This is a genomic window from Paenibacillus oryzisoli, assembly GCF_050467285.1.
Classification (GTDB): Bacteria; Bacillota; Bacilli; order Paenibacillales; family NBRC-103111; genus Paenibacillus_E; species Paenibacillus_E oryzisoli_A.
In genome coordinates this window covers 261,418-276,622 of record NZ_JBCMUN010000012.1, presented here as the reverse complement: position 1 = coordinate 276,622, position 15,205 = coordinate 261,418, and the positions used below count along the sequence as shown (strand labels likewise).

Annotated in this window: 10 protein-coding genes; 2 read left to right on the top strand and 8 right to left on the bottom strand. The window is 58.8% G+C overall.

The genetic code is table 11. The features are described 5' to 3' along the window. Window positions 1-60: 60 nt before the first annotated feature. Together ABE504_RS21560 and ABE504_RS21555 are read right to left on the bottom strand one after the other, a co-directional pair. A complete protein-coding gene (locus ABE504_RS21560) occupies window positions 61-828 on the bottom strand; it encodes a DODA-type extradiol aromatic ring-opening family dioxygenase (protein ID WP_430092496.1) in 768 nt (255 codons plus the stop codon). A gap of 48 nt (window positions 829-876) precedes the next feature. Then, the gene (locus ABE504_RS21555; protein WP_430092494.1) at window positions 877-1,230 is read right to left on the bottom strand and encodes a DoxX family protein; all 354 of its coding nucleotides are present in this window, start codon (window positions 1,228-1,230) and stop codon (window positions 877-879) included. Window positions 1,231-1,362: 132 nt separating this feature from the next. Here ABE504_RS21555 and ABE504_RS21550 point away from each other — a divergent pair, with 132 nt between their 5' ends. Beyond that, window positions 1,363-1,764, top strand: a complete 402-nt coding sequence (locus ABE504_RS21550; protein WP_430092492.1) for a winged helix-turn-helix transcriptional regulator — start codon at window positions 1,363-1,365, stop codon at window positions 1,762-1,764. Window positions 1,765-1,778: 14 nt separating this feature from the next. Here ABE504_RS21550 and ABE504_RS21545 read toward each other — a convergent pair whose 3' ends face one another. After that, window positions 1,779-3,218 (bottom strand): PLP-dependent aminotransferase family protein, encoded by a 1,440-nt coding sequence (locus ABE504_RS21545; RefSeq protein ID WP_430092490.1) that lies wholly within the window; start codon window positions 3,216-3,218, stop codon window positions 1,779-1,781. 244 nt (window positions 3,219-3,462) lie between these two features. Here ABE504_RS21545 and ABE504_RS21540 point away from each other — a divergent pair, with 244 nt between their 5' ends. Continuing rightward, the gene (locus ABE504_RS21540; RefSeq protein WP_430092488.1) at window positions 3,463-3,681 is read left to right on the top strand and encodes a hypothetical protein; all 219 of its coding nucleotides are present in this window, start codon (window positions 3,463-3,465) and stop codon (window positions 3,679-3,681) included. A 270-nt stretch (window positions 3,682-3,951) separates the two neighbouring features. On the opposite strand, the gene ABE504_RS21535 is transcribed toward ABE504_RS21540, so the two are convergent. From ABE504_RS21535 to ABE504_RS21515, 5 genes are all read right to left on the bottom strand, one after another. Then, window positions 3,952-4,080 (bottom strand): hypothetical protein, encoded by a 129-nt coding sequence (locus ABE504_RS21535; protein WP_430092487.1) that lies wholly within the window; start codon window positions 4,078-4,080, stop codon window positions 3,952-3,954. A gap of 50 nt (window positions 4,081-4,130) precedes the next feature. Then, window positions 4,131-4,340, bottom strand: coding sequence for an MbtH family protein (locus ABE504_RS21530; RefSeq protein WP_430092485.1), 210 nt, complete (start codon window positions 4,338-4,340; stop codon window positions 4,131-4,133). Window positions 4,341-4,852: 512 nt separating this feature from the next. After that, entirely contained in the window at window positions 4,853-12,028 is a 7,176-nt protein-coding gene (locus tag ABE504_RS21525) for an amino acid adenylation domain-containing protein (protein WP_430092483.1), read from the bottom strand. Window positions 12,029-12,049: 21 nt separating this feature from the next. Beyond that, on the bottom strand, window positions 12,050-13,039 hold the full coding sequence (locus tag ABE504_RS21520; RefSeq protein WP_430092481.1) for an isochorismatase family protein: 990 nt from the start codon (window positions 13,037-13,039) through the stop codon (window positions 12,050-12,052). A gap of 452 nt (window positions 13,040-13,491) precedes the next feature. Continuing rightward, a complete protein-coding gene (locus tag ABE504_RS21515; RefSeq protein WP_430092777.1) occupies window positions 13,492-15,186 on the bottom strand; it encodes a (2,3-dihydroxybenzoyl)adenylate synthase in 1,695 nt (564 codons plus the stop codon). Window positions 15,187-15,205 lie beyond the last annotated feature (19 nt).

Genomic DNA, 15,205 nt, shown 5'->3' with positions numbered 1-15,205 from the left:
TACAAAAAGCCCAGTCAGCTTCCGCTAACCAGGCATTCTTCTCTTCCTCATTTAACCTCATTAAAATTTCATGCTTAACGTGCTTAACGAACCATGCTCAATCGTATCGTGGAGCACTTGAACCTCCCGCGCCAGCGACCCGGCGCCGAGCGCAATCAAGAGCGGCACGAAGTGCTCCGCTCGAGGCACGCCGCGCCGCGCATAAGGCGCCAGCGCCATGTACTCGCTGAGCGCTTCTACGTCGCGCGCCAGCGCTTTCTCGCGAATCCAGTCGCGGAACTCCATCGCCCACTGGCGGGGCGGCGCCGCGTCCGACATATCGATTTCATTGAAGTTGTGCGTCAAAAAACCGCTGCCAACGACCATGATCCCATCCTGTTCCAGTCCTTGCAGCGCTTCGCCAATGGCAATCTGCTGCCGCGCAGGCAGGTATGGATTTACCGAAACCGGCACGATCGGAATATTCGCTTCCGGGTACGCGTGCATCATGATCGGAAACACGCCGTGATCGAGACCACGGTATTTTATTTCGACCGGGATGTCCCGCGAACGCAAGCGATCCGCCACGATAGACGCCACAATCTTGGAGCCGCGAGCCGGGTACTGCACCTGATAATACGCCGGCGGGAAGCCATAGTAGTCGTACACCATCTCATGAACATCGTCCGTCGCGGCAATGGTTGTCACTTCATTTTCAAAATGCGCTGAAAAAATCACAATCGCCTTGGGCTTATTCGCCTGACCGAAGCGGTTCAAGAACCGCGTGAAGTCCGAATTCTCGAATATCGTCATCGGCGAGCCGTGCGCCAAAAAGACCGGTGAAATCACTGTCAATCCCTCCTAACTTGCCTTGCCGTGCTAACCGCAGCCTCGCGTTTACATCCGCCCAATCGCCACAAAAATCGTAAGCGCCAACAGCACGATATTCATCACGACCGCCTGATTTTCTTTCTGTCTCGCATGCACGCCGATCGCAAGTATCATGATAATCCCCAGCCCGATTGCCGCAATCGGCGTCAGCACCGGCGCAATGCCTGTCGCATAAGGCACGATCAGACCGATCGCTCCAAGCAGTTCGGAAAGCCCGATAAAGCGCACATAGCCGTTCGAGGCGTTTTTCGCCCAAGGCATCGTGGATTTGACTTTAGCCACTTGCGTCGTTTTCATGAGACCGCCCATCAGAAACATAGCGGCAAGCAAAATTTGTGCAATCCATAACGCAATATGCATAAGCGGCATTCCCCTTTTCGTTATTTTCAACATGCCTTTATGGACGTATAATAATCCCTAGTCGCACAAATAAGAAGTAGGCACCTGAAATAAACCTAGTATACAAAAAGATACCAAAGGAGAAATAAGGCGATGCACACGGATTGCAAATTTGAAACCGTTCTGGAAATTCTCGTCGGCAAATGGAAGCCCGTCATTATGTTCCAATTATTTTCCAATGGTACGATGAGATTTAGCGAATTGCAGAGAGCGATTCCGGCCATTACCAAAAAAATGCTGACCCAACAGCTGCGTGAACTGGAGTATCACGATATTGTCCACCGCAAGGTGTACCATCAGATTCCGCCGAAGGTCGAATACTCCATTACGGAGCATGGGAGAAGCATGGACCTCGTCATGCAAGCCTTAAACGACTGGGGAAGGTTTCACACTGCGCATTTGAATCAACTGTACGATGAGGGTGAGGGAGCTAATGAGGGCCACAACCGGGAGGACGAACCCCTTGCCGATGCGATCGATAACGCGGTGGAGTAAGCTCACCTCCCCTCTTAATCCGCCGCTTCGCGCAGCGCCTCAGCGAATTTGGCAATGCCGGGGCCGATCTCTTCCGGATCCCGCGGCCTTGCATACGTGAACCGCACATAACCATCGCTCGAGCCATATACGCTGCCCGGCACAAAAACGACTCCTCGCCGGATCGCCTCTTCCAGCAGTTTGCCGTCGTGCACCTTGGGGACAAGCTTGCACCAGAGATGCAGCCCGCCCTGCGGCGCTTCGTACGTCAGTAAGCCTGGCAGTTCTCGCCCTACAGCTTCGAGCAGGCTGTCCCGTCGAAACTGCAGCTGCAGCCGCAGCCGTTCCAAATGCGGTTCCAAATAAGCCGACGTCAGAAACTGCGCCACAATCTGCTGTGGTATGACGCTCAGCCCGAAATCCATCTGCTGCCGGGCATCCGCCAGCCGCTCCACAATGGCATTCGGCGCGACCATCCAGCCGATTCGCATGCCGGAGGCGGCGATTTTGGAAAAAGAGCCGACGTAAATCACAGAACCGCCGGTATCCACCGCTTTGAGCGGAGGCGGAACGGGACGGTCGTAGGCCGTTAAGCTGAACGGATCGTCCTCCACGATCGGAATACCCAACTCACTGGCTGTGTTCAGAAGCTGCCGACGGCGCTCCAGATCGTACAAAGTACCGGTCGGATTTTGAAAATTGGGATTCATGAACACCATTTTAATCTGATGCTTTTTCACCAATTTCCGGATCTCGTCCACATAGCCTTCGGAGCTGCCTACTGGCAGGCGAAACAGCCGCAGGCCCGCGGATTGGAACATCGGCAGCGAATAGCAGTACGACGGATCTTCAATCGCAACCGCATCCCCCGGTGACAAGAGGCACTGTGCAATCAAAAACAACGACTGCTGCGACCCCGAAGTAATCAAAATGGACGACTCCGTCGTCTGAATCTCCCGATGCCGTGCCAGATACGTCACCAAAGCTTCTCGTAAGGGCACATAGCCCTGCGGATTGTCGTAGCCCAGGTACGACGTGTAAGTATGCTCGCGCATGAGTTGCTGGATTTCCGCCGTCGGAGCCAATGAGCCCGCCAATTCTCCGCTGGCAAAATCAATCAGCGACGGCTGCTGCTGCAGCGCTTCCCGGATGCGCCGCAGGAAAGGCACGTTCGGAAGAAAGCTGCCGCCCTCGGCATACTGCCGCCAGTTCAGCGCATACGGAGGGGTTGCGCCCCATTTGGTCTGACTTACGCGCGTTCCGCTGCCCGTCTGGCTCTCAATCAAGCCGATCGATCGCAGCTCCGCGAACGCCTGAATAATGGTGCTGCGATTCACGCCGAGCTGCTCCGCCAGTTTACGTTCCGACGGCAGCAAGCTGCCGGGCGGAAATTCACTGCACGCGATACGCTGCTCGAGATGCGCGGCGATTTGTTCATATATCGGTTTTTTGCTGTCCCGGTCGGGTTTCCACATCGAATGACAACCTCTCTTTTTCCGGCCTGCCGCGCCGTCACGCTGTCCAAATGTAGCCGGATTGTCACATTTTCCGTCTAGTGGTTGGGCTGACAAGCTGAAAAACACGCATTTTCCCTGTATTTTAAGCGAATTGGATGGGTGCTGCAATGAAAAAGTGGATGATGTGTTTTCAGCGATCGTTCGTTATAATCAATCTCGTAGTCATCGTTTTCAAACCCTTTGGCAGGATGGTGATTCTTCTATGAACTTGTACACCTATTATGCGATTTTCTTCATTCTTATATTGTTCGGGCTTGTCAGCACCGTGATGATCGGTTTTTCCCGCAGGAACGCCGAAGGCGACCAGACTTACTTTCAAAAAACAGGAACCAAATGGGCGCGGCTGACTGCCCTTTACGTTGTGTCGATTGCGGCAGGTTTGCTCGCTTTAGGGGCTTTTATGTATTATGCGGTGAAGTGAATATCGATGAAAACCCCCTCAGCGCCGCTGAGGGGGTTTTTGGTGGTGCCGCCTAGGTGGATGCCGGCGGCCGTGATGGGGTTGCCGCCGCTACGGAGGCGGCTGGGCTTGCACCCGGCGCCGCGCTGGGTGCGGGTGGTTGCGGCCGGCGCGCGAGCACCCCGGCCGTATCGGCTTCGCGCAGCGTGAGGGCGAGGCCCCACGCCAGCGCCAGGAACCCGGCCGCGGCGAGCAGCGCGGCCTGATACCCGAGCGCGCTAGGCGCCGCGCTCAGGGCTGCGTCGGCGGCTGCGCCAGCCGACGAGCCGCCCGTCCTGGCAGCGAGGATGCTGCCAATGACGGCCACACCCCTGTTACTCGTACCCAACCTCCCGTCGACGTCCCCTCTTGTGTTTCCAATGCTGAAACTTGCTCTTGCCGCTTTCTCCTCCGGTCCTTTCTCGCTCTCGTCATACGCTTGCCGCTTGAGGCGCGGCCACCTGCGGATGCATATCCGTCCAGTTTTCTTCAATATAAGCAAGGCACGCATCGCGTCCCGCTTCATAATGCTTCGTCCACCCTGCTGGCACGTGGGCAAAAGCCGGCCACAGCGAATACTGCCCCTGCTCATTCACAAGTACGTAGAATTTATCTTTCGTCGCTTCAAAAGGATTGCTCATGGGAAATCCTCCTCATCTTATCTATAGTTCGAACGTCCGAGTTTGTATCTTTTTCATCAAAATCGGGAGACATCGTCTACCCGAGCTCACAAATGCCTGCGAAATGGCAGGCTTTTTCTCCTCTTGGCATGTTTTAAGGGAAATGCCTGCAAATAAGCAGGTTTTAAACACCACTTCCGCAAAATCATGCAATTTTTTCGAAAAATCCTGCTTTTTCGCAGCTTTTACCTTAAATCAGCACGGTGCGAGAGAAAATTCCTGCTTTTCTGCAGGTTTTGGACGGAGCAGGGGGACGGCAGCGGTATCCAGAGTATGTCGGGCCTGGCCAGACTAGCCAGGCCATACCACACCGCAATACTACTTCGCCACCCTTCCCGGAAAAGCGGCGCTGCTCAGCGGAATCGTCCCTGAACTCCTGCAACTCCCGCAACTCTCACCCGCCCTACACCAGTCACATATCTCCTTCCTCCTACTCCTCACCACCCTGCACCAGTCCCCCCATCTCCTTCCACCTACCGCTCCCCACCATGCATCTCCGCCAATTTCCGGGAAATAATCCGTCCAATGTCGGTCAGCGGCCCTGGCTGGCACAAATCTTTGTGCCGGCATGCCAGGTCATGCTGCTCGATGGAGCCGGTAATGTAAGGCTGCCACGTGCTCGGCGAGATCGGCGTGAACCAGTCCGGAATAACCGTCGAGTGAACAAAAAGCAGATCGCCTTTGTACGGCCCCGGACGATACGCGCCGAGAATCCGCACGGAGTTCACATACGTGTCTTTGAGGCTCATGATCACCTCAGGCTCCAGGCTCGCGAGTGCGCTGCCGTCGCTGCGAAGAATTTCCACCGCAGCCTCCATATCCAGCTTTCGGTCGCCGCCCAAGCTGTCCGGGTCATACCCGCCCAGCGCGAGCAAGGCGATCAGCGCCTCTTCCTCGTTCGGTCCTTCGCTGATCGGCAGGAAGTGGCTCGGGAAGGCGTCCAGCATCACGAGCAGCGCGATTTCCTCACCATCCGCTTGCAGCAGGGACGCAATCGCATGCGCCACGTTGCCGCCGAGCGACCAGCCGAGCAGGTAGTACGGGCCGTGCGGCTGCACGGAGCGGATGTGCGCGATATAATCGGCCGCCATCTCCATCAAATCGCCCGGCAGCGGCTCCGGTCGCGCAATGCCCCGGGCCTGCAAGCCGTAGACCGGATAGTCCGGTCCGAGCGATTTCATTAGACCCGCGTAGCACCAGCTCAGACCGCCCGCCGGATGAATGCAGAAGAACGGCGAGTGCTTCCCGCTGCGACGCAGCGGCAGCAGCACGTCCAGCGCGCCATCGCTGTCGCCGCCTTCAAGGCGGGCTGCAAGCCCAGCCACCGTCGGCGCTTCGAACAGCGTCCCGATGCTGAGCGACACGCCCAGCGCTTCGCGGATGCCACTCATCAGCTTCACCGCGAGCAGCGAGTGGCCGCCAAGATCGAAGAAACCGTCGTCGATGCCGACTTTCGTCAGACCGAGCGTCTCGGCGTACAGGTCGCACAGGATTTCCTCCTGCGGCGTCCGCGGACCGCGGCCCCCTGCCGCCGACGAGAAATCCGGTGCCGGGAACACCTTACGGTCCAGCTTGCCGTTGACCGTGAGCGGCAGCTCCGGCATCACGACGAACGCGGAAGGCACCATGTAGTTCGGCAGCGCCTCCGATGCATGCTGGCGCAGCGCGTTCGTATCCAGCTCGGCTCCGGCTTCGGGAACAATGTAGGCGACGAGCCTTTTATCGCCGGGAATGTCCTCACGCGCCAGAACAATCGCCTTGGACACGCCGTCCACCTGAGCCGTGACCGCTTCGATTTCGCCGAGCTCGATGCGGAAGCCGCGGATTTTGACCTGATGGTCGATCCGTCCGAGATAATCCAGCGTGCCGTCTTCGAGCCAGCGGGCCAAGTCGCCCGTCCGGTACATCCGCGACCCTGGAGCACCATAAGGATCAGCAAGGAACCGGTCCGCCGTCAGGCCCGGACGCTTCCAATAACCACGCGCAAGCCCTGCGCCCGCTACGTACATTTCGCCGGTTACGCCCGTCGGCACATGCTGCATGTAGCTGTCGAGCACGTATACCTGAAGGTCTGGAATCGCTCCGCCAATTAGGCTGCTCGCCTTGCTTTCCGTCTGCGCCCGCGACAGCGGGTAGTAACTCACGTGCACCGTCGTTTCCGTAATGCCGTACATGTTCACAAGCAGCGGCGCTTTCTCGTCATGCCGATCGTACCAGTCGCGCAAATGCCCGAGATCCAACGCCTCGCCGCCAAAAATCACATACCTCAGCGCCAGCTTCTGCCCGAGCTCTGCATTTTCTTTATCCGCCTGCATGAGCTGATAAAAAGCGGAAGGCGTCTGATTGAGCACCGTCACGCGCTCCTCGCAGAGCAGCTCCAGGAACGCCTCCGGTGAACGCGACGTCCTGTGCGGGACTACTACGAGCTTGCCGCCGTACAGCAGCGCGCCCCACATTTCCCAGACCGAGAAATCGAACGCATAGGAATGGAACAGCGTCCACACATCCTGCGCCCCAAAGCTGTACCAGTGGTCGGTCGAAGAGAACAAGCGCACCACGTTGCTGTGCGGAATGACGACGCCTTTCGGCTTGCCCGTGGAACCGGACGTGTAGATGATGTAGGCCACGTTCTCCGTTGTCAAAGGCGCTGCACGATCGCTGTCTGCCGGATCCGTCTCCAGATAACGGCTCAATAGCTCGCTGGTCTGCGGCTCGTCAATCAGCAGCACCTCTTCCCCTTCCAGCACGGACGCCGTGTCGAGACAGCCGATCACGCAAGCAGGCTGCGTATCCTCCAGCATGAACATGAGGCGATCGAGCGGATAGTCCGGATCAAGCGGCAAGTAGCCTGCGCCAGCTTTGAGCACCGCCAGTACGCCTACCATCATGTTCGTCGAGCGCGGAAGCAGCAATCCAACAATGTGCTCGGGACCAATGCCGCGAGAGATCAAGTAATGCGCCAATTGATTCGACCGGACATTGAGCTCGGCATAGGTCAACGCTTCACCCTCATACGTCACCGCCACTGCATCCGGATGCTTCTCGACCTGCTCCTGGAACAACTCTACGAGGTTGCGGCCTGCCCAAGCGTCCTCTACAGGAGCAGCCTGAACCGAACGAGCGGTAATCTCCTCAGCTGTCAAAATATCCAGCAATCCGATTGGCTTATCCGGCGCCGCCCAAGCTTGCTCCAGCAGGAGCTGCAGGCGGGCTGCCAGCTTTTCAACCGTCCGGCGCTCATACAAATCGCTGGTGTATTCAAACCAGCCGTCAATACCGTCTGGCCTGCCGTCAGCAAGCTTGCGCTCCCTGAACTCGATGGTCAGATCGAATTTTGCCCGACCAACGGTATCCAGCCTTAAGTCGGCCGTCACCTCGCTGAGCGGCAGCTGAGGTGACGGTGTGTTTTGGAACGCCAGCATGATTTGGAACAGCGGATGTCTTGCCCGGGAACGCGGCGGATTGAGAATCTCTACCAGTCGTTCGAACGGTACATCCTGATGCTCATATGCGGCCAGATTCGTCGCCCGCACCCGCTCCAGCAATTCTCTAAAACTCGGGTCGCCGGACGTATCCGTACGCAAAATAATCGTATTGATGAAGAGACCGACCAGATCGCTGAGCGCATCGTCGTTGCGGCCGGCAATCGGACTTCCGAGCGGGATGTCCGTCCCTCCGCCCAAACGGGTGAAAAGCGAGGCGAGCCCCGCCTGCACAACCATGAACAGGCTTGTGCGCGTCTCCCTGGCCAGCGCCAGCAAGCGCACATGCAGTTCAGCCGGCAGCCGCACGGTAATCGTGTCCCCCACATGCGTGGATTCCGCAGGACGCGGATAATCCGTCGGCAGCTCCAACTGATCCGGCAGCGCCCGCAGCGTTTCCTTCCAAAAGGCGACTTGACGTGCGATGAGGCTGTTCGGGTCGCTCTCGTTGCCGAGCAGTTGCTCTTGCCACAGCGCATAGTCGGCATACTGCAAAGGCAGCGGCGACCAGGCCGGCGATTCCCCTTTTACGCGCGCCTCGTAGGCAGCGGTCAAATCACGGGTCAGCGTGTCCAGCGACCAACCGTCGCCGACAATATGATGCAGCAGCAGGAGCAGCACATGCTCCTCCGGTCCAAGCACATACAGATGCGCGCGGAACGACAACTCCTTCGCCAGATCGAAGCCGTAGCGCACGGCGACCGCCAGTTCATCAGCCAGCTCATCTTCCGCCACTTCAGCGACGAGCAGCTTCACTTCGCAGGCATCGGCATCCAGCACGAGCTGCGCAGAAGCGCCATTTTGCTCCGGAAAAATCGTCCGCAGCGTCTCATGACGCCGAACGACATCCTGCAAAGCCGCCTCCAGCGCAGCCGGATTGAGCGGCCCGCTGAGACGAGCGACCAGCGGAATATTGTACGTCGGGCTCGGCCCCTCAAGGCAGTTCAAGAACCACAAGCGGCGTTGGGCAAAAGAGAGCGGAACGTCCGCCGGACGCACATCCGGGCGAATCGCCGGTCTCGCCGCAGCGGCGGTGTCGATCCGTTTGGCGATGCCCGCTACCGTAGGCGCTTCGAACAAGGCAGCGATGCCCAGCTCGACCTGCAGGCCTTCGCGGATGCGGCTGACCAAGCGGCCGGCGAGCAAGGAGTGCCCGCCGAGATCGAAGAAGTCGTCGTCGATGCCGACTTTTGGCAGTCCGAGCACCTCGGCGAACAGCTCGCAGAGCATTTCCTCCTGCGGCGTGCGGGCAGTGCGTCCCGCCGATCCCGCCAAGTAATGCGGCGCCGGCAACGCCTTGCGGTCCAGCTTGCCATTCGGCGTCTGCGGGAACTCCTCCATCGCGACGAACGCCGAAGGCACCATGTAGTCGGGCAGCACCGCCGCCATATGATCGCGCAGCTGCGCGAGATCTACCGCTTCGCCGGCTACGAAGTAAGCGACCAGCCTTTTATCCCCCGGCTGATCTTCCCGAACCACGACAGCGCCCTGCACCAGGCCTGGATAGCTCGCCAGCACCGCTTCAATCTCGGAAATTTCGATGCGGAAACCGCGGATTTTGATCTGATGATCGGCACGTCCGCAGTAGTCCACCGTTCCATCCGGCAGCCAGCGGGCCATGTCGCCGGTGCGATACATACGGGAACCCGGAGGACCGTACGGATTCGCGACAAAACGCTCCGCCGTCAGCCCCGGACGCTGCCAGTAGCCAAGCGCCAGACCGTCGCCGGCAATATAGAGATCGCCAGTCACGCCGAGCGGCACCGGCTGCAAGCCGCTGTCCAAAATGAACAGCTGCGTGTTCCACAGCGGCCGCCCGATGGACGGCTTCGGCACGCTGACGCTCGGTTCGTACGCGATGCTCGTCGACCAGATCGTCGTCTCCGTCGGGCCGTACAAATTCGTTACTTCGCAGCCGAGCGCCTGCAAATCGTGCAGCAAGCTGCCGGACAACGCCTCGCCGCCGACCAACACGCGAAGACCATGCAAGCCGTCCGGCGCCTGCTCCACCAAAGCATGCCAAAGCGAAGGCGTCGCCTGCATAAGCGTCGCACCCGACGTCTGAATCAACTGTGACAATTCTGCAGCATCCTGAATCGTCCGTTTGTTCGCGACGATGAGCTGTGCACCGCTAAGCAGCGGCATAAAAATCTCGAGAATCGAAATATCGAAAGAAATCGTCGTTACCGCCAGCAGGCGATCCTGCGTCGTTAATTTGAACTGTTCGCCCATGGACAGCAGGAAATTCGTCAAGGCGGCGTAAGGGATGACCACGCCTTTGGGTTTGCCTGTTGAACCGGATGTGTACAGGATGTACGCCGGGTCATTCAGACGTACCGTCCCCACACGCTCCTGCTCCGTCACGTTCGACTCCGCATAGCTGCCCAGCACGGACTGAACCGTCGTGCCGTCCAGCTCGATCAGCGCATGGCGCGCCTCCACAGATGCAGGCTGCGGCAGCTTGGCGGCCACCTCGGCTGTCGTCAGCGTCACCAGCGCCTGCGCATCCTCCACCATATACGCGATGCGATCCGCCGGGAAATCGATGTCCAGCGGCAGGTAGCCTGCGCCTGTTTTGTGCACGGCCAGCATGCTGACGATCATGTCCACCGAGCGCGGCACCGCAATCGCAATGATGCGCTGAGGACCTGCCCCGCGCTCGATCAGGAAGCGTGCGAGTCGGTTCGCACGAGCGTTAAGCTCCGCATAGGAGACTGCGTCTTCCTCATGGACGAGCGCAACACCGCTAGGCGTGCGCAGCACCTGCTCCTCGAACAGATCGACCGTACGCGCCTGCGGCACCAACTTGGACGTATCATTCCAGCGCGTCAAGCCGTCTGCGCGTTCTCCTTCTTCCAGCAGCTCAATCGCACCGACCGGTTCATGAGGCTGCGCCCCTGCAACATTCCCCAGGAAATGAATGAATCGGCGGTGATGCGCGCGCAGCTCATCTTCTGTGTACAGCTCGGGGTTCCCGTCGAGATCGATTTGCAGCCCGGTGCCCTCCGAATTGGGGTACACGTTGATCGCCACATCATCGACTGGCCCGGCCGATAAATTATGTTTATAACCTTGTGCCCGGTTAAACTGCAACCCGCTGTCAAAAGGCATAATATTGATCATCGGGCCGAACAATTTGCGGGCGTCGCCGACCCGCTTCAGATCGCGGCGCAGCTCCTCGTGCCGATAGCCTTGATGCTTGCGCACCTCGCGAATTTCACGGGCAATTTGGCGCACCAGCTCCGACAGCTCCATCGCAGGTCTGACGTGCACGCGCAGCGGTACAATGTTCATGACCATGCCTGGCGTGTTCAGCGACACCGAGCCGAGGCGGCTCATCATCGGCAAGCCGAGGATGACGTCCTCCGCGCCCGCCAGGCGGTGCAAATAGGAAGCAGCCGCAGCCAGAACGACGTCCGGCCAAGAGGCGTTATGCAGCTGTGCGGATTGGCGCAGGCTCGACGCCTCGGCGGCGGAAAGCTCCGCCGACTGCCGCACGACCCGGTGCGAGCTGCGCGGAGTGCGGTCGGACAAGCTGACCGCATCCGGCTCGTCAGCGAAACGATCCAGCCAGAAGCGGCGGTCCGCTTCCGCTTTGTCCGAGCTGCGGTAGCTCTCATCTTCGTCCAGCACGCGCTGCCAGGAGCCGAAGCCCCCGTTCAAGTAAGGCTGATGCTGCAGCATCGCCGTGTACACCTGCGCCACACGCTTCGTCAGCAAAGAGAACCCATATCCGTCTATGACGATATGATGAATGCGCTGATACCACAGGTAACGTTCCGGTCCTATTTTAAACAAAGCTTCCGTAAAAAGCGGCCCTTCCGTGAGCTCGCAAGGCCGGCTTAAATCGGCGTTCATCCATGCCTTCGCCTGCTCGAGAGGATTCCGTTCTCCGCTCAAATCTACATATTCCAGCGTCCATCCGGCATTCGGGGCAAGCACCTGCCAAGGCCCTTCGTGGTCCTCTTCGAACTGGACATGCAGCGCCTCCGCCTCCACCAGCACCTGGCGAAGCGCAGCCTCAAAAGTCATACGGTCCACGGGACCGTGAATATCGACATATTCGCCCGTGTTATACATCGGATTGTGCGGATCGAGCTGCTGGGCATACCAAATTCCCGCCTGAGCCCCCGATAACGCACGCCGAACCGTTGAAGCGACTAGCATCGCGGTCATCTCCTTCCCGTTCTAGGCGTGGACGCCCACTTTGGTTTTGGATTGCAAAAGCTCGCTCCAACTCGCAAGTGTCGGCTGCTCCGCCAGTTCGACGAACGTCACTTCGGCCCCTTGCTGGCGCCAAGCTTCAACCAGGCTCATGACGCGGATCGAGTCCAGCCCATGCACGTCGATGAGATGGTCATGGTCGCCGAGACTTTCCGGCGCTTCGTACAGCAGTTTTGCCACCTGTTCACGCAGGATATCGACATGGAAGTGAGCGCAAACGGCGGCTCCAGCTCCAGATCCAATTCCTGCTCCTGCTCCTGACCCTGCCCCTGCCCCAGCATCAGATCCAACACCTGCTCCTGCTACGGATCCAGCTTCGGCTCCCAAATGTGCCTGCACCTGCTCCGTCGTCAACACGACCGCACAGCGATTTGCCGCATAGGTAATCGCCATCGTATGGTTCTCCAGCGAAAAATCCGCCAGCGCATCCGCCACCATAAACGCCTGGATGTCCTGCATAAACGCCTCCGCCGCCGTCATCATGCAGCCGATATGCGCGTAGATGCCGGTGATGATGAGTTGATCGCGCCCTTGCGCCTTCATCAGGTCGATCAGATTGGATTTGCGGAATGCGCTGTACCGCCATTTATCCAGTACCGTGTCACCTTCCGCGGGCGCCAGCTCCGGTAGGATATATTTCAAATGCGGCGCTTTGTTGATGCCCTCCCCCCAATAATCGAACAGCAGCCCGCGCTCATCGCGCGATTGTTCACCCGGCTGCGCCGTGTACACGACAGGAACGCCCAGCTTGCGGCATTGCTCCAGCAGTGCCTTAATGTGCGCGACCAATGCAGGAATCGGAGCCTGCTGGGTGTCGTACGCATTCAAGAAATACGCCTGCATATCGTGCACGAGCAGTACGGCTCTTTGCGGATCGGGTGTCCAGAAAGCGCGGTTTGCAGGCAGATCAGCCGCCACCGGCATCGAATAAGATTGAATCGTAGGAAGTGCCATATATGAAAATACCTCTTTTCTTTCATCTATTGGGATGCTTTGGTCGAGTATTGCGGTCAAGTATTTCGGTTGGAACGTAACCTTTTCGGTCAAGCTGTATCACATGCAGCGCTAGTCCGCGTAACGGTTGCCAGCAAGCTTATTTCATCGAATCGCCGATATTCAAGAGCGTAACGGTTGCGACAGCGGCTATTTCCCTGAAATCGGCCCAATTTCGCCGGCATTTCGGCAAATAAGCGCTGTGGCAACCGCTAAAGCTGGGGTACGCGTGTTTTGAGCCAAATAGGCGCTGTGGCGACCGTTAGCGTAGATTTGTTGCAGCGACTCTGGGAGGTTCATATCAATTTGGCGGGCACCTGAGACAGCCTAATCATCCCGCGCCACTTGGTTAAGCACTTGGTACTTGTCTGATCAGCCAGATCCTAATACCAGGTCCAACCGCCCCGTCACGCTTAGCTACTCGCAGGCGTAAGCAGGCGCTCGCGCAGCGCTTTTTTGCTGACTTTACCGACATTCGTCTGCAGAAAAGCGTCCGTAAACTCGATGCGGTCCGGGATTTTGTAGGCGGATAGGCCGCGTCCGCGCAGGAACGTTTTCAGCTCAGGGCCAGTGGCCGTCACACCCTCGCGTAAAATAATGAACGCGCAGGAGCGTTCGCCCAAGAACGCATCCGGCATCGCCACAAGCGCCGCATCAAAAACAGCCGGATGCGCGAGCAGGTGATTCTCCACCTCTTCGGCGGCGATTTTGTCCCCGCCTCGGTTGATCTGATCCTTCACGCGCCCGTCAACGGTGACATAGCCCTGCTCATTCACTTTCACGAGATCGCCCGTGCGGTAAAAGCCGTCCGCCGTAAACGCTTTGGCGTTATGCGCCTCCGCCTTATAATAGCCACGAATCGTATACGGCCCCCGTGTCAAAAGCTCGCCTACCTCGCCCGGTGCCACTTCGGCATCGTCCTCGTCGACGACGCGCACTTCATCCCAGTCCGACATCGGTCGGCCCTGGGTGTTCACCACGATCTCCTCGGCATCGTCCAGCCTCGTGTAATTCACGAGCCCTTCCGCCATGCCGTATACCTGCTGCAGCTGGCAGCCGAGCACGTGCCGGACGCGCCCTGCGGCCTCGGCGCTGAACTTGGCCCCGCCCACCTGCAGCACCTGCAGGCTCGACAGATCCGGCTGGCGCTGCGCCGCCGCCTCCATCCACACCAGCGCCAGCGGTGGCACCAGCGCTGTGATCGTCACCCGCTCCTTCGTGATGAGCGGGAAGGCATCGTCCGGGCTCGGCCTTGCGGCGAGCACGACGGTTGCGCCAGCGTACAGCGCACCCAGTACGCCCGGCGAGCTCAGCGGGAAATTATGCGCGACCGGCAGGGCCGCCATGTAGACGCTTCGCTCGGTGATGCCGCAGATTTCATTGCTGCGCCGGAAGCTGTACATATAATCATCGTGCGTGCGCGGGATGAGCTTAGGCAGACCCGTGCTGCCGCCGGACAGTTGAAGGAACGCGACGTCGCTGGATTCAACTAGCGGCCACTGCAGCTGCGTTCGAGCTTCTGCTTCTGCCACTACTCCTGCTCCATCTCCTGCTTCCGCTCTTGCTTCGGTTCTCGCTTCCACTCCCGCACTGGCCTCCGCCAACTGCTCCAACGACAGGAACGCCCCCGGTTCCCCGGCGACAAGCACATGCTTCAGCGTCGGCACCTGTTCCTGCACCTGCGCCGCCAACCCGCGATAGTCAAAGCCGGCATCCGTATCCGGAATGACGTACGCCTTAGCTTCACTGAACTCGCACAAATAGCGAATTTCGCTCAGGCGGTGCAGAGGAAGCGCGAACACGGGCAGCGCCCCGATACGGAACAGCGCAAAAATCACCGTAAAAAACTCGTACCGATTCGTCATCTGCACCACGACGCGGTCGGTTGGCTTTACGCCGAGCTGCAGCAATCCCGCAGCCAGCTTCCCCGCCTGTTCATACAGCGCTGCGTAGCTGAGTCTCGTCTCTCCGCTCACGACGGCCGTCTTATCGCCGTAGCGCACCGCCCGATCCGCCAGCATATCGCTGAGCGTCAATCCTTCCCAAAGGCCGGCCGAGCGGTATTCCGCTGCCTTGTCAGCAGGCCAGGTTGGGCAATCTTTTTTCAATTGTGCATAGGCTTGCTCA